Annotated in this window: 17 protein-coding genes; 13 read left to right on the top strand and 4 right to left on the bottom strand. The window is 58.8% G+C overall.

Annotation, left to right across the window (positions count from 1 at the left end):
- Window position 1: 1 nt before the first annotated feature.
- The gene (locus S7A_RS02865) at window positions 2-1,075 is read left to right on the top strand and encodes a sn-glycerol-3-phosphate import ATP-binding protein UgpC (protein WP_009087774.1); all 1,074 of its coding nucleotides are present in this window, start codon (window positions 2-4) and stop codon (window positions 1,073-1,075) included.
- Window positions 1,072-1,815: a glycerophosphodiester phosphodiesterase gene (gene ugpQ / locus S7A_RS02860; protein WP_009087772.1), complete on the top strand. Its 744-nt coding sequence runs from the start codon at window positions 1,072-1,074 to the stop codon at window positions 1,813-1,815. Before S7A_RS02865 ends, ugpQ begins: the two co-directional genes overlap by 4 nt.
- On the opposite strand, the gene S7A_RS02855 is transcribed toward ugpQ, so the two are convergent.
- Window positions 1,812-2,099 (bottom strand): DUF2756 domain-containing protein, encoded by a 288-nt coding sequence (locus tag S7A_RS02855; RefSeq protein ID WP_009087771.1) that lies wholly within the window; start codon window positions 2,097-2,099, stop codon window positions 1,812-1,814. The genes ugpQ and S7A_RS02855 overlap by 4 nt on opposite strands.
- 206 nt (window positions 2,100-2,305) lie before the next feature.
- Here S7A_RS02855 and ggt point away from each other — a divergent pair, with 206 nt between their 5' ends.
- The gene (gene ggt / locus S7A_RS02850) at window positions 2,306-4,057 is read left to right on the top strand and encodes a gamma-glutamyltransferase (RefSeq protein WP_033736081.1); all 1,752 of its coding nucleotides are present in this window, start codon (window positions 2,306-2,308) and stop codon (window positions 4,055-4,057) included.
- Window positions 4,058-4,293: 236 nt separating this feature from the next.
- Here the strand turns inward: ggt and S7A_RS02845 are convergent, their stop codons facing one another.
- The gene (locus S7A_RS02845; protein WP_009087767.1) at window positions 4,294-4,788 is read right to left on the bottom strand and encodes a GNAT family N-acetyltransferase; all 495 of its coding nucleotides are present in this window, start codon (window positions 4,786-4,788) and stop codon (window positions 4,294-4,296) included.
- A gap of 358 nt (window positions 4,789-5,146) precedes the next feature.
- Here S7A_RS02845 and S7A_RS02840 point away from each other — a divergent pair, with 358 nt between their 5' ends.
- The 4 genes from S7A_RS02840 to gntU all read left to right on the top strand — a co-directional run bounded on the left by S7A_RS02840 (window position 5,147) and on the right by gntU (window position 8,964).
- Window positions 5,147-5,842 (top strand): pirin family protein, encoded by a 696-nt coding sequence (locus S7A_RS02840; protein ID WP_009087765.1) that lies wholly within the window; start codon window positions 5,147-5,149, stop codon window positions 5,840-5,842.
- Window positions 5,843-5,945: 103 nt separating this feature from the next.
- Window positions 5,946-6,941, top strand: coding sequence for a gluconate operon transcriptional repressor GntR (gene gntR / locus S7A_RS02835; RefSeq protein WP_009087763.1), 996 nt, complete (start codon window positions 5,946-5,948; stop codon window positions 6,939-6,941).
- Window positions 6,942-7,081: 140 nt separating this feature from the next.
- Window positions 7,082-7,618 carry a gluconokinase gene (gene gntK, locus S7A_RS02830; RefSeq protein WP_009087761.1) on the top strand — a complete coding sequence of 179 codons (537 nt, stop codon included), beginning with the start codon at window positions 7,082-7,084 and terminating at the stop codon, window positions 7,616-7,618.
- A 2-nt stretch (window positions 7,619-7,620) separates the two neighbouring features.
- Window positions 7,621-8,964 carry a gluconate transporter gene (gene gntU / locus S7A_RS02825; RefSeq protein WP_009087758.1) on the top strand — a complete coding sequence of 448 codons (1,344 nt, stop codon included), beginning with the start codon at window positions 7,621-7,623 and terminating at the stop codon, window positions 8,962-8,964.
- 47 nt (window positions 8,965-9,011) lie between these two features.
- Here gntU and S7A_RS02820 read toward each other — a convergent pair whose 3' ends face one another.
- Window positions 9,012-9,605 carry a YhgN family NAAT transporter gene (locus S7A_RS02820; protein ID WP_009087757.1) on the bottom strand — a complete coding sequence of 198 codons (594 nt, stop codon included), beginning with the start codon at window positions 9,603-9,605 and terminating at the stop codon, window positions 9,012-9,014.
- A 217-nt stretch (window positions 9,606-9,822) separates the two neighbouring features.
- On the opposite strand from S7A_RS02820, the gene asd reads away from it, so the two are divergent.
- Entirely contained in the window at window positions 9,823-10,932 is a 1,110-nt protein-coding gene (gene asd, locus S7A_RS02815; protein WP_009087755.1) for an aspartate-semialdehyde dehydrogenase, read from the top strand.
- 80 nt (window positions 10,933-11,012) lie between these two features.
- On the opposite strand, the gene S7A_RS21390 is transcribed toward asd, so the two are convergent.
- On the bottom strand, window positions 11,013-11,174 hold the full coding sequence (locus tag S7A_RS21390; protein WP_158000247.1) for a hypothetical protein: 162 nt from the start codon (window positions 11,172-11,174) through the stop codon (window positions 11,013-11,015).
- A 118-nt stretch (window positions 11,175-11,292) separates the two neighbouring features.
- Between S7A_RS21390 and glgB the strand changes: the two genes are divergently transcribed.
- The 5 genes from glgB to glgP all read left to right on the top strand — a co-directional run bounded on the left by glgB (window position 11,293) and on the right by glgP (window position 20,722).
- Window positions 11,293-13,476 carry a 1,4-alpha-glucan branching enzyme gene (gene glgB, locus S7A_RS02810; protein WP_009087753.1) on the top strand — a complete coding sequence of 728 codons (2,184 nt, stop codon included), beginning with the start codon at window positions 11,293-11,295 and terminating at the stop codon, window positions 13,474-13,476.
- Window positions 13,473-15,455: a glycogen debranching protein GlgX gene (gene glgX, locus S7A_RS02805; RefSeq protein ID WP_009087752.1), complete on the top strand. Its 1,983-nt coding sequence runs from the start codon at window positions 13,473-13,475 to the stop codon at window positions 15,453-15,455. Before glgB ends, glgX begins: the two co-directional genes overlap by 4 nt.
- Window positions 15,456-15,465: 10 nt before the next feature.
- Window positions 15,466-16,758 carry a glucose-1-phosphate adenylyltransferase gene (gene glgC, locus S7A_RS02800; protein ID WP_009087751.1) on the top strand — a complete coding sequence of 431 codons (1,293 nt, stop codon included), beginning with the start codon at window positions 15,466-15,468 and terminating at the stop codon, window positions 16,756-16,758.
- Window positions 16,759-16,821: 63 nt separating this feature from the next.
- Window positions 16,822-18,255, top strand: a complete 1,434-nt coding sequence (glgA, locus tag S7A_RS02795) for a glycogen synthase GlgA (protein WP_009087749.1) — start codon at window positions 16,822-16,824, stop codon at window positions 18,253-18,255.
- Between the two features lie 19 nt (window positions 18,256-18,274).
- A complete protein-coding gene (glgP, locus tag S7A_RS02790) occupies window positions 18,275-20,722 on the top strand; it encodes a glycogen phosphorylase (protein ID WP_009087747.1) in 2,448 nt (815 codons plus the stop codon).
- Window positions 20,723-20,749 lie beyond the last annotated feature (27 nt).

Raw genomic sequence — 20,749 nt, 5'->3', positions numbered from 1 at the left:
GATGGCAGGCGTAACCCTTCAGGCAGTGACCAAATCCTATGACGGTAAAAATCAGATCATTCAGCCGCTGAACGTCACCATCCGCGACGGCGAATTTATGGTGATGGTCGGCCCTTCCGGCTGCGGAAAATCGACCCTGCTGCGCATGGTGGCCGGTCTGGAGCGGGTCAGCTCCGGCGATATCTACATCGATAACCGGCGCGTCACCCAGGAGGAGCCGAAAGATCGTGGCATCGCGATGGTGTTCCAGAACTATGCGCTCTATCCCCACATGTCGGTAGAGGAGAACATGGCGTATGGCCTCAAAATTCGCGGCATGGGCAAAGAGCAGATTCGTCAGCGGGTGCTCGACGCGGCGCGCAGTCTGGAGCTGGATCATCTGCTGACGCGGCGGCCGCGGGAGCTCTCCGGCGGACAGCGTCAGCGCGTGGCGATGGGCCGCGCTATCGTGCGCGAACCGGCGGTCTTTCTGTTTGATGAGCCGCTGTCGAATCTCGACGCCCGTCTGCGGGTGCAGATGCGGCTGGAGTTGCAGCAGCTGCATCGCCGCCTGCAGACCACCAGCCTCTATGTGACGCACGACCAGGTTGAGGCGATGACGCTGGCGCAGCGGGTGATGGTGATGAATAAAGGGGTGGTCGAGCAGCTTGGCACCCCGGTGGAGATCTATGAGCGTCCCGCCAGCCAGTTCGTCGCCGCGTTTATCGGCGCTCCTGCCATGAACCTGCTGAAAGGGCAGTTCAGCAGCGACGGGTCGCGCTTTAATCTCGACGCCTCGCACGCGCTGCCGCTGAGCGAGAGCAGGGCGAAATGGGCTGGCCGGCCGGTGGTGCTGGGTATCCGGCCAGAGCATATCCGGCAAAGCAGCCGCGAGCAGGGCGGCATCCCGCTGCGGGTGGACACGCTGGAGATGCTGGGTGCCGATAATCTGGCCCATGGCCGCATCGGCGACACGCCGCTGGTGGTACGCTTAGCCCACAGTGAACGGCCGGAACCCGGCACGACGCTGTGGCTGCATCTGCCGTCAGATGCGTTACACTTCTTCGATTCAACCCATGGAAAGCGTCTGGAATGAGCACACAACACTGGCCCTATCCCCGCATCGTCGCCCACCGCGGCGGCGGTAAACTGGCACCGGAAAATACCCTGGCAGCCATCGACACTGGCGCGAAGTTTGGACATCAGATGATTGAATTTGATGTCAAACTCTCGGCCGATGCGCAGATTTTTCTGCTGCACGACGACACGCTGGATCGCACCAGTAACGGCTGGGGCGTGGCGGGTCAGCTGCCGTGGGAAAAGTTATCGCAGCTTGATGCGGGCGGCTGGTTTGGCAACGCCTTCTCGGGCGAAAAGCTGGCGCGGCTGGATGAGGTGGCGGCGCGCTGCCGTCAGCATCAGATGATGGCCAACATCGAAATCAAACCCACCACCGGCAGCGAGACCGAAACCGGCCGTGCCGTGGCGCAGGCCGCGGCAATGCTGTGGCAGGATCAGACCGCGCCGCTGCTCTCGTCGTTCTCTTTTGAGGCGCTGGAAGCCGCCATGCAGGTAGAGCCGCAGCTGCCGCGAGGGCTGCTGTCCCACAGCTGGGACCCGCAGTGGCGGGAAAAGACCACGGCGCTGGCGTGCGTCTCCATCCACCTCAACCATAAAGTGCTGACCGCAGAGCGGGTTGCAGAGCTGAAAAGCGCGGACCTGAAGATTCTGGTCTACACCGTGAACAGTCCGGATCGGGCGCGGGAGTTGCTGAAATGGGGCGTCGATGCCATCTGTACCGACGCAATCGACATCATCGGCCCCGACTTCGGTTAGTTCTGATTTGAATTCTGATTCTGCTGCCCCGGCTGCGTGGTGATTACCCGCTGCCGGGCGCTGTCGCGCTGTTCCTGCATTTTACGCTGCATATCCTGAGTCTGACGCTGCTGATCCTGGCGCAGCTTTAGCTGTTGCTGCTGCTGCTGGGTCTGCATCTGTGACTGCATCCGCTGCTGGCTGGGATTATAGCCCGGCCGGTTCGGGTCATTAGTGCTGTTCAGCGTGTTCGCCTGACTGGCGAAAGGCAGCAGGGCGGCTAAAACAATCATCCACTTTTTCATCACTCCTCCTTTCTGAACGCCACAGGGTTATGGGTGCACAACGGCGCACACCGGCTTCTGGGTCGCAACCATAAGTTTACCCGATATCACAGACCTGACTTTCAGATGTATTCCTGATTTGACTTAACCCTGACACTTTTGCTGTATTTGTAAGCACTTGCAGAAATGATAAAAAAATGTAAATAACAACACGGGATGGTGACAGGATGAAAATGCAGCAAACGGTGCGTCAGCTTAGCTGGTCGCTGGTGATGAGTTTTACCGTCGTGGCGGGCGCTAATGCCGCGCCGACGCAGGCGCCGCCCGTCTCTTATGGCGTGGACAGTGACACGTTTCACCCGGTCAAAGCGCAGCACGGCATGGTGGCGTCGGTAGACGCGATGGCGACCCAGGTCGGCGTAGAGATTCTGCGTCAGGGCGGTAATGCCGTAGATGCCGCCGTCGCCGTGGGTTTTGCGCTGGCGGTCACCCATCCGCAGGCGGGCAACCTTGGCGGAGGCGGCTTTATGCTGCTGCGCACCGCCTCGGGCCGTGCCACCGCCATCGATTTCCGTGAAATGGCACCGGGACGGGCATCGCGCGATATGTTTCTGGATAAGCAGGGCAATGCCGACAGCAAGCTGTCGCTGACCTCACATCTCGCGTCCGGCACCCCCGGCACCGTAGCGGGTCTGGCGCTGGCCGCACACAAATATGGCACTCTGCCGCTGAGCACCCTGCTGGCTCCGGCCATCCGGCTGGCGCGGGACGGCATTCCGGTTAACGATGCGCTGGCCGATGACCTGAAAACCTACGGCAAAGAGGTGCTGATCACCCATCCCAACAGCAAGGCGATCTTCTACAAGCCAGACGGCACACCGTGGCAGAAGGGCGATCGGCTGGTGCAGAAAAATCTCGCTCACAGCCTGCAACTGATTGCCCGTCAGGGGCCGGATGCCTTTTATAAAGGCGAAATTGCGGATGAGATCGCCGGAGAGATGGCACAGCACGGCGGGCTGATCACCAAAGCGGACCTGGCGGCCTATCGTGCCGTCGAGCGCAAGCCGATTAGCGGCACTTACCGTGGCTATGAGGTCTTCTCGATGCCACCGCCGTCATCCGGGGGCATTCACATCGTGCAGATCCTCAATATTCTGGAGAATTTCGATCTGGCGAAGATGGGCTTTGGCAGTGCGGATGCCATGCAGGTGATGGCGGAAGCGGAAAAATATGCCTACGCCGACCGCTCAGAGTATCTCGGCGATCCCGATTTCGTGAAGGTGCCGTGGCAGGCGCTGACCAGTAAAGCCTACGCTAAGACGCTGGCGCAGCAGATCGATGTGGCGAAAGCGCGCCCCTCCAGCGAGATCAAGCCGGGTAAACTCGACCCTTATGAAAGCAACCAGACCACCCACTTCTCGGTGGTGGATAAGCAGGGGAATGCGGTTGCGGTGACCTATACGCTGAACACCTATTTCGGCAGCGGCATTGTGGCAGGCAAGAGCGGCATTCTGATGAACAACGAGATGGATGATTTCTCTGCTAAACCTGGAACGCCTAATGTCTATGGGCTGGTGGGCGGTGAAGCGAATGCGGTGCAGCCAGCGAAACGCCCGCTGTCGTCGATGTCGCCGACTATCGTGGCCAAAGGGGGCAAAACCTGGCTGGTGACCGGCAGCCCGGGCGGCAGCCGCATTATCACCACCGTGCTGCAAATGGTGGTTAACAGCATCGATTTTGGCATGAACGTGGCGGAAGCGACTAACGCACCGCGGTTCCACCATCAGTGGCTGCCGGATCAGTTGCGGGTAGAGAAGGGCTTCAGTCCGGACACGCTGCGTCTGCTGGAAGCCAGAGGTCAGCATGTGAAGGTGCTGCCTGCGATGGGCAGTACCCAGAGCATCATGATTGGGCCGGATGGCATGCTGTATGGCGCGTCTGACCCGCGCAGCATCGATGATTTAAGTGCGGGTTACTGATACAAACCTGACCCAGGTGAATCTGACAGCAATAAATAAGCTTAACGCGCAGGGAACGGGGTCAGAAGAGGAAAGCGTCCCGCGCCAGGACGGCGCGGGCCGAGCGTGTCATGGATGACGGCTTTTGCGTCTTTCCGATCTGACCCCGTTTCCTGTGCAGGCGCTGACTGACAGCGAAACGTGCCAGGGTTTTCAGCACAAAGGGCACCAGCAGGTGCCCTTTTCATCATCACAGGTCAGGGTTTAATCCGCGCCATATAGTACGTATCGATGAGTTCACCGTCCCGTATAGCGAACCCACGCGCCGTTCCCTCAATCTCAAAACCAAATCGCTGATAAAGGGCAATGGCCGGCGCGTTGTCGACGAACACCGTCAGCTCCATTCGGCTCACCTGAAGCCAGTTATCGCACATGGCGACCATTTCACGCATCAGTGCGCTGCCGACGCCACGCTGCCGGTAACGCGCATCCACGCCCATTCCCAGTGAAGCGGCGTGACGGCGCCTGGGGCGCTCTTCCACCTTTAACGCGCTTTGCCCGACAACCTCATCATCAATGCAGGCAGCCAGCAGGTATGAATGGGGCTGAGGCGTGGCGAGGCGCGTATGCCACCCCTGTAGGGATGAATGGGGCAGGTGGAGGGTGCCGGCCTGGGTATCGGGCTGGCTGTAAATCCGGTGCAGTGCAGCGGCATCTTCGGGTATAACGTGCCGGACAACGATTTCACTCATGGTCGCTCCTCTCGCCGTTAAAAACCTTTTAAACATTAAGGTATTCAATCCGTTAATCAAGTGAAAAAGTGCGAAAACCGCTTTACAGACGCGAATGATAATGATTATTATTGTCATGCGTTCTCGGGAGGTCGCCCGACAGCCTGAGAAAGCACGACATTGCTCACATTGCTCACATTGCTTCCAGTATTATTTAGCCAGCCAGGGCGCTGGCTTTTTTTTGCCCGCTCTCCTTCAGCCTTTTTCAGCCACTGCGCAACCCTTGTTCAACTATTTTGAACAGAGGAGTGAAGTTTTTCAGCTATCAATCAGACCGTCTCAGGCACAGACTATGAAAAAACATTGAGGAGATCTGAAAATGATTTATGTACGCAAAGCTGAAGAACGCGGTCACGCAAACCACGGCTGGCTCGATAGCTGGCACACCTTCTCATTCGCCAACTATTACGACGCGAACTTCATGGGCTTCTCCGCGCTGCGGGTAATTAATGAAGACGTGATCGACGGCGGTCAGGGGTTTGGTACTCACCCGCATAAAGATATGGAAATCCTGACCTACGTGCTCTCCGGTACGGTTGAGCATCAGGACAGCATGGGCAACAAAGAGCAGATCCCGGCAGGGGAGTTCCAGATCATGAGCGCCGGTACTGGCGTGCGTCACTCGGAGTACAACGCCAGCGAAAGCGAACCGTTGCACCTCTATCAGATCTGGATCATTCCTGAGCGTACCGGCATTGAGCCGCGCTACGATCAGCGCCGCTTCCCGGATGTGCAGGGACGTCAGCTGGTGCTCAGCCCGGATGCCCGTGAAGGGTCGCTGAAAGTCTATCAGGACATGACTCTGTCGCGCTGGGTACTGGGTGCCGGTGAACAGGATAACGTGGCGATTGAACCCGGTCGTCGCATCTGGATCCAGGTCGTCAAAGGCAACGTGAGCGTAAACGGTAACGCGGTGACCACCAGCGATGCCCTTGCCATCTGGGATGAAAGCGCGCTTACGCTGGAAGCCAGCACGGCCGCAGAAGTTCTGCTGTTTGATCTGCCACCGGTCTGAGAAAACTGACGGGCGCACCCCGGTGCGCCCCGCTGGCAATTTTGTGACAGAAAAGTGATAGACTCATCGTACTTTAGCTTTCAGGGCGATCCCAGGCGCTACGATGAAGAAGAAAAGACCGGTATTACAGGACGTTGCCGATCGTGTCGGCATTACCAAGATGACCGTTAGCCGCTACCTGCGCAATCCTGAGCAGGTTTCTGTTGCCCTGCGGGATAAGATCGCGGTGGCACTGGATGAGCTGGGTTATATCCCTAATCGCGCCCCCGATATGCTCTCGAACGCCACCAGCCGTGCGATTGGCGTGCTGCTGCCGTCACTGACCAACCAGGTCTTTGCTGACGTTCTGCGCGGCATTGAAGCCGTCACGGATGAAGCGAACTACCAGACGCTCGTCGCCCACTTTGGCTACAACCCACAGAAAGAGGAGCTGCAACTGCGCTCGCTGCTGGGCTGGAACATTGATGGGGTGATCCTCACTGAACGCACCCATACCCCGGGCACGCTGCGCATGCTGGAAGTGGCGGGCATCCCGGTCATCGAGATGATGGACAGCGTTACGCCCTGCCTGGATATGGCGGTCGGCTTTGATAACGTCGAAGCGGCCCGGCAGATGACTCAGGCGATCCTCGGCAAAGGACATCGCCACACCGTTTATCTTGGCGCACGCCTGGATGAGCGTACCCTGCAGAAGCAGCGTGGTTACGAAATCGCGATGCGCGAAGCCGGGCTGACGCCGCGCAGCGTCATGATGGAAGATGCCTCTTCATTCAGTGCCGGTGGCGATCTGCTGCGTGAGGCGCAGCGTCTCTATCCTGAAACCGACAGCCTCTTCTGTACCAACGACGACCTGGCGGTCGGCGCGATGTTTGAGTGCCAGCGCCAGGGATTGCGGGTGCCCGATCAGATGGCGATTGCCGGTTTCCATGGTCACGATATCAGTCAGGTGGTGACGCCTCAGCTGGCTACGGTGCTGACGCCGCGTGATCGCATCGGGCGCGAAGCCGCAGCGCTGCTGCTGGCGCGCATCGCCGGTGAAAGCCGCGAAACGCGCATGCTCGACACCGGTTTTGCGATCAGTGAAGGCGGCAGCATCTGATTGTGGCGTTTTTATGAGTCAGCTCACACTTTGAGGCTTTTCCGGGTAAAAAGGTTGCCACGCTGTTAAGCGGCCAGGAGAATGAGAAACGACATTGTTATCGGTAACATTGGCAAATTCTCACCTGCCGGAGCAGAAAAATGACTACGCAATCCCCGTCGCATCACGTTTTTATCCTGATGGGCGTTTCAGGCAGCGGAAAGTCTGCCGTCGCCAATCAGGTCTCTCACCAGCTGAATACAGCCTTTCTTGACGGCGATTTTCTCCACCCCCGTGCCAACATTCTGAAGATGGCCGATGGTCACCCGCTGGATGACAACGATCGTCAGCCGTGGTTACAGGCCCTGAACGATGCCGCTTTTGCCATGCAGCGCACCCAGGCGATCTCCATCATTGTCTGTTCGGCCCTGAAGAAGCGTTATCGCGACATTCTGCGTCAGGGAAATGACAACCTGCGTTTCATCTACCTGAAAGGGGACTTCGACACCATTGAAGCCCGCCTGAAGGCGCGCAAAGGGCACTTCTTCAAGCCGCAGATGCTGGTGACGCAGTTTGCAACGCTGGAAGCGCCAGGCAGCGACGAGCCGGATGTACTGGAAGTGGATATCACGCATTCACTGGATGAGGTTGTGGCGGCTACGGTTGCGACTATCCGGGACGCTATCAGCCAGGGTTAGAGATGAATACCGCAACACTCGTTTTGACCGCAGCAGGCTCCGTCCTGCTGCTGCTTTTTCTGGTGATGAAGGCGCGTATGCACGCCTTTGTCGCACTCATGTTAGTGTCAATCGGTGCCGGACTGTTCTCCGGCATGCCTCTGGATAAGATTGCGGACACCATGCAGAAGGGGATGGGCGGCACGCTCGGCTTCCTCGCTATCGTGGTGGCGCTGGGCGCGATGTTCGGCAAAATCCTGCATGAAACCGGGGCCGTGGATCAGATTGCTATCCGGATGCTGAAAACCTTTGGTCAGAGCCGCGCCCACTACGCCATGGGGATTGCCGGTCTGATCTGCGCGCTGCCGCTCTTCTTTGAGGTGGCTGTCGTGCTGTTGATCAGCATCGCTTTTGCCGTGGCGCGGCGAACCGGGGGCAATCTGGTGAAGCTGGTTATCCCGCTCTTTGCCGGGGTGGCTGCTGCTGCCGCGTTTCTGCTGCCGGGACCGGCTCCGATGCTGCTGGCTTCACAGATGCACGCTGACTTTGGCTGGATGATCCTGCTGGGGCTGTGTGCGGCGATCCCCGGGATGCTGATTGCCGGGCCGCTGTTTGGCAATTTCATTGCGAAGCACGTCTCCTTCAGCGCCCCGCCGGAAGATCATCAGCCGGATGTCGATGAGAACCAGCTGCCCTCATTTGGCTTCAGCCTCTCTCTGATCCTGTTTCCGCTGGTGCTGGTCGGCCTGAAAACCATTGGCGCCCGCTTCACCACCGAAGGGACCTCGCTGTATGCGTGGCTGGAATTTATCGGCCATCCTTTCACCGCGATCCTGCTGGCGCTGCTGGTGGCGATTTATGGTCTGGCTTATCGTCAGGGCATGGATAAAGAGCGGGTGATGCAGGTGTGCGGCAGCGCGCTGCAACCGGCGGGGATTATCCTGCTGGTGATTGGCGCGGGCGGCGTGTTCAAGCAGGTGCTGGTGGACTCCGGTGTGGGTCCGGTGCTGGGTAACGCGCTGACCGGCGCTGGCCTGCCGATTGCGCTGGCCTGCTTTATCCTGTCAGGTGCGGTACGGGTCATTCAGGGATCCGCAACGGTCGCCTGTCTGACCACGGTCGGGCTGATCATGCCGGTGATTGAACCGCTGCACTATAGCGGCGCGCAGCTGGCGGCGCTCTCGATCTGTATCGGCGGCGGCTCCATCATCATCAGTCATGTGAACGATGCCGGTTTCTGGCTGTTTGGCCGCTTTACCGGGGCCAGCGAAGCGGAAACGCTGAAGACATGGACGCTGATGGAGACGATTCTCGGCACGACCGGGGCTATCGTCGGTATGATTGCTTTCGCACTGCTCTCGTCATAGGTTGAACACTGCGCTTCTCTGATCAGCAGGGCGGCGCAGTGCCTCTTCTACAACTTCAGATACGCGCGGATGCCGTCCAGGAACATCTGGGTCGCCAGCATAATCAGTATTAACCCCATCAGACGCTCCAGCGCGTTGACCCCTTTATCACCCAGCAGACGCAGGAACAGACCTGACATCAGCAGAATGCCGACCGTCACGCCCCAGGCGATCAACAGCGCGCCCACCAGGTGGGACATCTGATGTGGATACTGATGCGACAGCAGCATCAGCGTCGCCAGCAGCGACGGCCCGGCGACCAGCGGAATCGCCAGCGGCACCAGGAACGGCTCTTCCCCTGCCGGTAAACCAGAGCTGCTGCTCTCGGCCGACGGGAAAATCATCTTGATGGCGATAAGAAACAGAATGACGCCGCCGGAAATCGACACCGTCTCGGTGCGCAGATTTAAAAAGGCCAGAATGCGCTCGCCGGTAAACAGAAACAGCAGCATGATAATCAGGGCGATCAGCATTTCGCGGATCAACACTACCCGCCGCCGTTTCGGCTCCAGATGCTTTAAAACCGACATAAAAATCGGCAGATTGCCCAGCGGATCCATAATTAACAACAATAATATTGTCGCCGAAATCATTTCAGTCATTGGTTTAACGCCATCCCGTCCGCCAGAAAGCGGAGTTATTAGTTACGCTGCTGAAAAAGTTAGCGTAATCGAATTAATTCACTTGCCACCAGGCCTGCATTTTGTAGAGTGAGCAGACAGAGGTAAATCCTATTATTACGCAGAGCGGCGTGAACATAGCACGCCGCTCTCTCCACTGAAATGAAAGCAGGTGAAATCTGCCTGAGACGGACACGACATGAAGAATGTAGGTTTTGTTGGTTGGCGCGGTATGGTCGGCTCCGTGCTGATGTCCCGCATGAGCGAAGAGCGCGATTTTGATGCAATCAATCCGGTCTTCTTCTCGACGTCGCAGCATGGTCAGGCAGCTCCGTCGTTTGCGGGCAAGCAGCAGGGCGCACTGCAGGATGCCTTTGATCTTGAGGCGCTGCGTGCGCTGGACATCATTATCACCTGTCAGGGCGGCGACTACACCAGCGATGTCTATCCTAAGCTGCGCGCCAGCGGCTGGCAGGGCTACTGGATCGATGCGGCCTCGACGCTGCGCATGCAGGACGATGCCATCATCATCCTCGATCCGGTCAACCACGCGGTGATCCGTCAGGGCATCGACCAGGGCATCAAAACCTTCGTCGGCGGTAACTGCACCGTCAGCCTGATGCTGATGTCGCTGGGCGGCCTGTTCGCGCAGGACCTGGTGGAGTGGGCCTCTGTCGCCACCTATCAGGCGGCGTCAGGCGGCGGCGCGCGCCACATGCGTGAACTGCTGACTCAGATGGGCATGCTGCACGACCACGTTGCGCCTGCGCTGCAGAATCCGGCCTCAGCAATTCTCGACATCGAGCGCAGCGTGACCGACTTCACCCGTTCCGGCACCCTGCCGACCGATAACTTCGGCGTGCCGCTGGCGGGCAGTCTGATTCCGTGGATCGACAAACAGCTGGAGAATGGCCAGAGCCGCGAAGAGTGGAAAGGCCAGGCGGAGACCAACAAGATCCTCGCGACCCGCAACGTCATTCCGGTTGATGGCTTGTGCGTGCGTGTGGGCGCACTGCGCTGCCACAGCCAGGCGTTTACCCTGAAGCTGAAACGCGATCTGCCGCTGTCTGAAATTGAACAGCTGCTGGCCTCTCATAACGAGTGGGTCAAAGTGGTGCCGAATGACCGCGAGCTGACGATGCGGGAACTGACCCCCGCGGCCGTGACCGGTACGCTGACCACGCCGGTTGGCCGTCTGCGCAAACTCAATATGGGGCCGGAGTATCTCTCCGCCTTCACGGTAGGCGACCAGCTGTTATGGGGCGCAGCCGAACCGCTGCGTCGCATGCTGCGGTTGTTAATCGACTAAGAAAAATATCGCCAAAGGCCGGATTTATCCGGCCTTTTTTTTGCTTTGCAGTACGTGAAACAACCTGCCGGTTCGCTTACTCAGTGATCAGCTTCCCCTTTTTGGCGGCCGGCAAAGAATATTTTGCTTTCAGCCATGGCAACTGCTGCGACCAAGCTATGATTTAACCATGATGTGCCACAGGTTTCGCTTTTGCTTTCCGGATTAAATGGTTGTGGTACACGGCAAAACACTTTTTCCATGGAATGGCCTGACACTTTTTTGCCGTCGTACGTATGGCTCAATGAAGAGCAGCGCAGATGACGCGCGACAGGCCGTGTCGCGAGCATCTCGGCTGCCAGTTATCACAGGAAGAAAGTCATGTCAGAGCTTCCCGATCGCGAGGCGATCAATGCCCTGTTTGCGGGTAATTATGCCGATCCTTTTTCGTTACTAGGGATGCACCGAACGCCACAAGGCCTTGAAGTCAGGGCGTTGCTCCCCGAAGCGCTTGAGGTGTGGGTCATTGAGACCTCTACCGGGCGCAAGCTGGCTCAACTGGCGTGTGAAGACGCACGCGGCTTCTTCAGCGGCGTGATCCCCCGCCGCAAAAATCCGTTCCGCTATCAGCTGGCGGTGAACTGGCACGGCCAGCAAAACCTGGTCGACGATGCCTATCGCTTTGGCCCGCTGCTGCAGGAGATGGATCTGTGGCTGCTGGCCGAAGGCACCCACCTGCGTCCGTATGAAACCCTGGGCGCGCATGGTGACGTGATTGATGGCGTGACCGGCACCCGCTTCTGCGTCTGGGCGCCTAACGCCCGTCGTGTTTCCGTCGTCGGCGATTTCAATTTCTGGGATGGCCGCCGTCACCCGATGCGTCTGCGCCAGGAGCTGGGCATCTGGGAGCTGTTTGTGCCGGGTGCGGTCAACGGTCAGCTCTACAAATATGAAATCATCGACGCCAATGGCGATCTGCGTATCAAAGCGGACCCTTACGCCTTCGAAGCGCAGATGCGCCCGGAAAGCGCCTCGATGATCTGCGGCCTGCCTGCGCCCGTTGAGATGAAAGCGGAGCGCAAGGCCGCCAACGGTTTCGATGCGCCGATCTCCATCTATGAAGTACATCTGGGCTCCTGGCGTCGTCATACCGACAACAATTTCTGGCTGAGCTACAAAGAGCTGGCTGAACAGCTGGTGCCCTACGTCAAAGAGATGGGCTTTACCCATATCGAACTGCTGCCGATTAACGAACATCCGTTTGACGGCAGCTGGGGCTATCAGCCGCTGGGCATGTATGCACCGACTCGCCGTTTCGGAACCCGTGACGACTTCCGCGCCTTTATCGACAGCGCCCATGCTGCCGGCCTCAACGTCCTGCTCGACTGGGTACCGGGTCACTTCCCCAATGATGACTTCGGGCTGGCGCGCTTTGACGGCACCGAGCTCTATGAGCACAGCGATCCGCGAGAAGGCTACCATCAGGACTGGAACACCCTGATCTACAACTTTGGCCGCCGGGAAGTGAGTAACTACCTGTCGGGCAATGCGCTCTACTGGACAGAACGCTTTGGCATCGATGGCCTGCGCGTGGATGCCGTCGCCTCCATGATCTACCGCGACTACAGCCGCGTTGAAGGGCAGTGGGTGCCGAATCAGTATGGTGGCCGCGAGAACCTTGAGGCGATTGAGTTCCTGCAACACACCAACCGCACGCTCGGTACCGTGGCGTCCGGTGCGGTCACGATGGCGGAAGAGTCGACGGACTACCCTGGCGTAACGCGTCCGACAGAGGGCGGCGGGCTGGGCTTCTGGTTCAAATGGAACCTGGGCTGGATGCACGACACGCTCGACTACATGCAGGTCGATCCTATCTACCGCAAGCATCATCACAACCTGATGAGCTTCGGCATGATGTACAACTACACCGAAAACTTTGTGCTGCCGCTGTCGCACGACGAAGTGGTGCACGGCAAGCGCTCCATTCTCGACCGCATGCCGGGCGATGCCTGGCAGAAGTTCGCCAATCTGCGCGCCTATTACGGCTGGATGTGGGGCTTCCCCGGCAAGAAACTGCTGTTTATGGGCAACGAGTTTGCTCAGGGCCGCGAGTGGAACCACGATGTCAGCCTGGACTGGCATCTGCTGGAAGGCGGCGATAACTGGCATCACGGCGTGCAGCGTCTGGTGCGCGATCTCAACCACACCTATCAGTACTACACGCCGCTGCATCAGCTCGACTTCGATCCGGCAGGTTTTGAGTGGCTGGTGGTCAACGATGCGGAACATTCGGTCTTCGCCTTTGTACGTCGTGACCGCGAAGGTAACGAAATCATCGTCGTCAGTAACTTTACGCCGGTGCCGCGTCCGGGCTACCGCTTTGGGGTCAATCAGCCTGGCACCTGGCGCGAAGTGCTGAACACCGACCAGCATGAGTATCACGGCAGTGATGTGCGCAATCACCGGGTGCATACCGATGAGCAGGAGAGTCACGGACGACCACAGTCGCTGAGCCTCAATCTGCCACCGCTGGCAACGGTATGGCTGGTGCGGGAGGGGGAATGACCATTACTGCCGGGGATCCCGAACCGCTGGGTGCCAGTTACGATGGCAAAGGCGTCAATTTCACCCTGTTTTCTCAGCATGCCGGGCGCGTCGAGCTCTGCCTGTTTGATGACGAGGGGCGTGAACAGCGTCTTGATCTGCCTGGCCGCAGCGGGGATATCTGGCATGGTTATGTTCCGGCGCTGAAGCCGGGGCAGCGTTACGGCTACCGGGTGCATGGCCCCTGGGCGCCACAGCAGGGACACCGCTTTAATCCGGCGAAGCTGCTGGTCGATCCCTGCGCCCGCGCGGTTGAGGGTGACGTCCCGGATGACTCGCTGTTTCAGGGCGGCGAGGCGCAACCCGATCCGCATGACAACGCGGCCATCGCGCCGAAGTCACGGGTGGTGGCGGAAGATTTCGACTGGCAGGACGATGCCGCCCCACGCACGCCGTGGGGTAACACGGTGATTTACGAAGCGCACGTTCGCGGGCTGACGAAGCAGCATCCGGAAATTCCGGAAACGCTGCGCGGGACTTACGCGGCGCTGGGTCATCCTGTTATGGTGAACTACCTGCGCGATCTGGGCATTACGGCGCTGGAACTGCTGCCGGTGGCCCATTTTGCCAGCGAGCCGCGCCTGCTCCAGCTCGGCCTGAGTAACTACTGGGGCTACAACCCCTTTGCGCTCTGGGCGGTCGATCCGCGTTACGCCTCTGGTCAGCCAGGCGTCACGCCGCTGCAGGAATTTCAGCAGGCGGTAAAAAACCTGCACGCCGCCGGTATCGAAGTGCTGCTGGATGTGGTGTTCAACCACACCGCCGAACTGGATGAGATTGGCCCGACGATCTCGATGCGCGGCATCGACAACGCCAGCTACTACTGGCTGGATGAGCAGGGCGGCTATCAGAACTGGACCGGCTGTGGCAACACGCTGAATATCCACCATCCGCAGGTGATGGCGTGGACCTTAGAGGCGCTGCGCTACTGGGTGCGGGTCTGTCACGTTGATGGCTTCCGCTTTGACCTTGCGCCGGTGCTGGGCCGCACGCCCGATTACCGGCGTGATGCCCCTTTTTTCGATGCAATACGCGCCTGTCCGCTGCTCTCTCAGGTCAAGCTGATTGCGGAACCCTGGGATATCGGCCCTGACGGCTATCAGGTTGGCCGTTTTCCGCCACCCTTTGCCGAATGGAACGATCAGTTTCGCGACACCGCGCGTCGCTACTGGCTGCATGGCGCACTCAGCAACGGCGAGTTTGTCCGTCGCTTTGCCGCCTCCAGCGATCTCTACCAGCACGACGACCGGCCGCCCCACGCCACGGTTAACCTGATCACCGCGCATGACGGCTTTACGCTGTGGGACGTGGTGAGCTTCGAACGCAAACACAACGAAGCCAACGGGGAAGATAACCGCGACGGTCACGGCGATAACTACAGCCACAATCACGGCAAAGAGGGGCTGAACGTCAGTTTTGACGTCACGGAACGTCGCCGCCGCAGCGTGCGGGCACTGCTCACCACGCTGCTGCTGTCACAGGGCACGCCGATGCTGCTGGCGGGCGATGAGCGCGGCCACACGCAGCGCGGCAATAATAATGCTTACTGTCAGGACAACGCCCTCAGCTGGCTTGACTGGCAGGCGGATGAGAAGGGATTGGTCGGATTCACCGCCGCACTGATTCGTCTGCGCCAGCGCATACCGGCGCTGACCGCGGATCGCTGGTGGCAGGAGGGTGATGGCAATGTGCAGTGGCTCAATGCCGGTGGCCAGCCACTGCAGCACGATGAATGGGCACAGGGGCTGCACAGATTGCAGATCCTGCTGTCTGGCCGCTGGTTAATAACAATAAACGCCACGGATACGGTGAATGACATCGTGTTACCAGACGGAGAATGGCGTGCCCTTCCTCCTTTCGCCGGGGACGACAACCCCATCCTGCTAACTGTCTGGCATGGTCCCGCACACGGTGTGTGCGTGTTCCAAAAGCAATCATAAGGAGTCAGACATGGTTAAGTTAGATAGAACAGAACACCTGATGCTGGCCCGCCAGCTCCCTACACAGACGGTTGCTCTGATCCTCGCCGGCGGACGCGGCACGCGGCTGGTCGATTTAACGGCCAAACGTGCCAAACCGGCGGTGCATTTCGGCGGCAAGTTCCGCATTATCGACTTTGCCCTCTCCAACTGCGTCAACTCCGGTATCCGGCGGATTGGCGTCATTACACAGTATCAGTCCCATACCCTGACTCAGCATATCCAGCGTGGCTGGTCGATCTTCAATGAAGAGATGAATGAGTTTGTCGATTTGCTGCCAGCGCAGCAGCGCTTTTCGACCGAACAGTGGTATCGCGGCACGGCCGATGCCGTGACGCAGAACCTTGATGTGATTCGCCGCTATCAGGCGCAGTACATCGTGATCCTTGCCGGGGACCACATTTATAAGATGGATTATTCACGCATGCTGCTGGACCACGTGGTGAACGAGGCGAAATGTACCATCGCCTGTTTACCGGTACCGGTGCATGAAGCCACGGCGTTTGGCGTGATGGCGGTGAATGAGGAGAACATGGTGATCGACTTCGTGGAGAAACCCGCGAAGCCGCCCACCATGCCGGGTGATGACACGCAGTCGCTCGCCAGCATGGGGATCTACGTCTTCAACGCGGATTATCTCTATGAGCTGCTGGAAGCGGATCTGCAGACGCCAGGCTCTAACCACGACTTCGGCAAAGATATCCTGCCGAAAGTGGTGGCAAGCGGCGAAGGCTATGCGCACTCCTTTGCGCTCTCCTGCGTCCAGAATGATGACAACGCGCCGCCTTACTGGCGCGACGTCGGGACGCTGGAAGCTTACTGGCGCGCCAATCTCGATCTGGCCTCGGTGATGCCTGAGCTGGATATGTATGACGTCACCTGGCCTATCCGTACCCACATGGAGCCGCTGCCCCCCGCGAAATTTGTTCAGGATCGTTCCGGCAGTCACGGGATGACGATGAACTCGCTGGTGTCGGGCGGCTGCATTATCTCCGGTTCGGTCGTGGTCAACTCGGTGCTGTTTCCCCGGGTTCGGGTTAACTCGTTTTGCAATATTGATTCAACCGTTCTGCTGCCGGATGTGGTGGTGGGTCGCTCGTGTCGTCTGCGCCGCTGCGTGATTGATCGCGCCTGTGAGTTACCGGAAGGCATGGTGATTGGTGAAAATCCGGATGAAGACAGTCGCCGGTTTCACCGTTCGGATGAAGGGATCGTACTGGTCACCCGCGCCATGCTGGCCAGGCTGGCCAAAGCGGGGCTGTAAGCGATAAGCGGAACTTACGCAATCGGCACGCGGAGCGTGCCGGATAACTTAATGAGGTCGAGGATGCAGGTTTTACATGTCTGTTCAGAACTTTTCCCGCTGCTTAAAACGGGCGGACTGGCTGATGTAGTCGGGGCATTACCTCAGGCGCAGATTGCGGGCGGCACAGACACGCGGGTGCTGCTGCCAGCGTTTCCTGCATTGCGCAAAGGCATACCTGATCTCCAGATGGTGACAGAGCGAGAGACATTTGCCGGTCATATACGTCTGTTATATGGTGAATTTAACGGTGTGGGCATCTATCTGATCGATGCCCCTGACCTCTACGACCGTCCCGGTAGCCCTTATCATGACGAGTCGCAGTTTGCCTATGTCGATAACTACCTGCGCTTCGCGCTGCTGGGCTGGGTCGGCTGCGAACTGGCGTGCGGTATGGATTCGATGTGGCGTCCCGATATTGTCCATGCCCATGACTGGCACGCAGGCCTTACCTGCGCCTATCTGGAAGCGCGCGGCCGGCCAGCCAAATCGGTGTTTACCGTGCACAACCTGGCCTATCAGGGACTGTTCTCGGCGCACCACATGGATCAGATTGGCCTGCCGTGGTCGTTCTTTAACATGCATGGGCTGGAGTTTTACGGGCAGATCTCCTTCCTGAAGGCGGGACTCTTCTACGCCGATCACGTGACGGCGGTCAGCCCGACCTACGCCCATGAAATTACCTCTGCGGAGTTTGGTTACGGCATGGAAACGCTGCTGGCGCAGCGGATGCGGGAAGGGCGGCTGAGCGGGATCCTCAACGGTGTCGACCCGACCATCTGGGACCCGGCCCACGACCTGCTGCTCAGCGCGCGCTACAACCGCGACACGCTGGAAGCCAAAGCGGAAAACAAACGGCAGCTGCAGGTGGCGATGGGGCTGAAGGTTGATGACAAAGCGCCGGTATTCTGCGTGATCAGCCGCCTGACCAAACAGAAAGGCCTGGACCTGGTGCTGGAGGCGCTCCCGGGCCTGCTGGCGCAGGGCGGTCAGCTGGTGCTGCTGGGACAGGGCGATGCCGAACTGCAGCAGGGCTTCCTGGCCGCGGCAGCAGAGCATCCGGGCAGCGTGGGTGTGCAGATTGGCTATCACGAGGCGTTTTCACACCGCATCGTCGGTGGTGCCGATGTGATCGTGGTGCCGAGCCGCTTTGAGCCCTGCGGCCTGACGCAGCTGTATGGCCTGAAATATGGCACGCTGCCGCTGGTGCGCCGCACCGGCGGACTGGCGGATACGGTTAACGACAGCTCACTGGAAAACCTGGCGGATGGGATTGCCAGTGGCTTCAGCTTTGAAGATGCTAACGCCTGGTCGCTGTTGCGGGCGATTCGCCGCGCGTTTGTGTTGTGGTCTCGCCCTTCACTGTGGCGTTATGTTCAGCGACAGGCGATGGGCATGGATTTCAGCTGGCAGGTGGCCGCACAGGCCTACCGCGATCTCTACCAGCGTCTGATGTAACGGATGGGGAAAACCGGATATGAATGCACCTTTCACTTACGCTTCACCCACGCTGACGGTGGATGCTTTAAAGCATTCGATTGCGTACAAACTGATGTTTACCATCGGCAAAGACCCCTCTATTGCCAACAAGCATGAGTGGCTGAACGCTGCACTGCTGGCGGTTCGCGATCGGATGGTGGAGCGCTGGCTGCGCTCCAGCCGCGCTCAGCTGTCGCAGGATGTGCGGCAGGTTTACTACCTGTCGATGGAGTTCCTGATGGGGCGCACCCTGGGGAATGCGCTGCTGGCGATGGGGATCTATGACGATCTCAACCAGGCCCTCGACGAGATGGGGCTGGATCTGGCCGAGCTGATGGAGGAGGAGAACGATCCGGGCCTGGGCAACGGCGGTCTGGGCCGTCTGGCGGCCTGTTTCCTCGATTCGCTGGCGACGCTGGGTATGCCGGGCCGCGGCTATGGCATCCGTTACGATTACGGCATGTTCAAACAGAACATTGTGGAAGGTGAGCAGAAAGAGTCGCCCGATTACTGGCTTGAGTATGGCAATCCGTGGGAATTTCAGCGATTCAACACCCGCTACAAGGTGCGTTTCGGCGGCCGCGTCCAGCACGAAGGGGCGAAAGTGCGCTGGCTGGAGACCGAAGAGATCCTGGCGATGGCCTATGACCAGATCATCCCGGGCTTCGACACCGACGCCACCAACACGCTGCGCCTCTGGGGCGCGCAGGCCAGTAACGAAATCAACCTCGGTAAGTTCAACCAGGGCGACTACTTTGCGGCGGTGGAAGATAAAAACCACTCCGAAAACGTTTCACGCGTCCTCTATCCCGATGACTCCACCTATTCCGGGCGCGAGTTGCGTCTGCGTCAGGAGTATTTCCTGGTATCTGCCACGGTGCAGGACATTCTGAATCGTCACTGGCGCATGCATCAGACCTGGGACAACCTGGCGGATAAGATCGCCATCCACCTGAATGACACGCACCCGGTGCTGGCGATCCCCGAACTGATGCGCCTGCTGATAGACGAGCATAAATTCAGCTGGGACAGCGCCTTTGACGTCTGCTGTCAGGTCTTCTCCTATACCAACCATACGCTGATGACCGAAGCGCTGGAGACCTGGCCGGTGGATATGATCGGCAAGATCCTGCCGCGTCATCTCAGCATTATTTTTGAAATTAACGACTTCTTCCTCAAGACGATTCAGGATCACTATCCTGACGATCTGGATCTGCTGTCGCGCATTTCGATCATCGACGAGAACGACGGTCGCCGGGTACGCATGGCCTGGCTGGCGGTGGTGGTCAGCCATAAAGTGAATGGCGTCTCAGAGCTGCACTCCAACCTGATGGTGCAGTCGCTGTTTGCAGACTTCTCCCGCCTGTTCCCGGGCCGCTTCTGCAACAAAACCAACGGCGTCACTCCGCGTCGCTGGCTGGCGCTGGCTAACCCGGCGCTGTCAGAGGTGCTGGATGAAGAGATTGGCCGCAACTGGCGCACCGATCTCAGCCAGCTGGATGAGCTGAAAGCGCAGATCGACTACCCGGCGTTTATCGAGAAAGTGGCGATTGCCAAGCATCAGAACAAGCGCCGGCTGGCCGAGTGGGTGGCAAAAAACCTGGACGTGGTGCTCGACCCGAACGCGTTGTTTGATGTGCAGATCAAGCGTATTCACGAGTACAAGCGTCAGCTGCTCAACGTGCTGCATGTGATCACCCGATATAACCGTATCAAGGCCGATCCGCAGGCGGACTGGGTGCCGCGCGTCAATATTTTTGCCGGTAAAGCGGCCTCCGCCTACTACGTTGCCAAACACATCATCCATCTGATCAATGATGTCGCCAACATCATCAACAACGATCCGCAGGTGAAGAACAAACTGAAAGTGGTCTTCATCCCGAACTACAGCGTGAGTCTGGCGCAGATCATCATTCCGGCCGCCGATCTCTCTGAGCAGATCTCGACCGCCGGAACGGAAGCGTCCGGCACCAGTAACATGAAGTTTGCCCTGAATGGCGCGCTGACGATCGGTACGCTGGATGGTGCCAACGTGGAGATGCTGGATCACGTCGGTGAAGAGAACATCTTCATCTTCGGCAATACCACGCCGCAGGTAGAAGCCCTGCGTCAGGGCGGCTACAACCCGCGTGACTATTACGAAGGCGATGAAGAGCTGCATCAGGTGCTGACGCAGATCGCGTCGGGCGTCTTCAGCCCGCAGGATCCGGGTCGCTACCGCAACCTGTTCGATTCGCTGGTGAACTTCGGCGACCACTACCAGTTACTGGCCGATTATCGCAGCTATGTGGATACCCAGGACAAGGTGGATGCGCTCTACCGTAAACCGGAAGAGTGGCAGCGCCGTGCGGCGAAAAATATCGCCGGCATGGGTTACTTCTCGTCTGACCGGACGATTCAGGAGTATGCCGATGAGATCTGGAACATTTCACCGATAAGACTGTAAGGCGCGCGCCGTCCATTCATCTGCTCT

The organism is Pantoea sp. Sc1, assembly GCF_000255315.1.
GTDB lineage: Bacteria > Pseudomonadota > Gammaproteobacteria > Enterobacterales > Enterobacteriaceae > Pantoea > Pantoea anthophila.
Note: the sequence above shows the minus strand (reverse complement) of the source record. Positions and strands in the feature narration are given on the sequence as shown.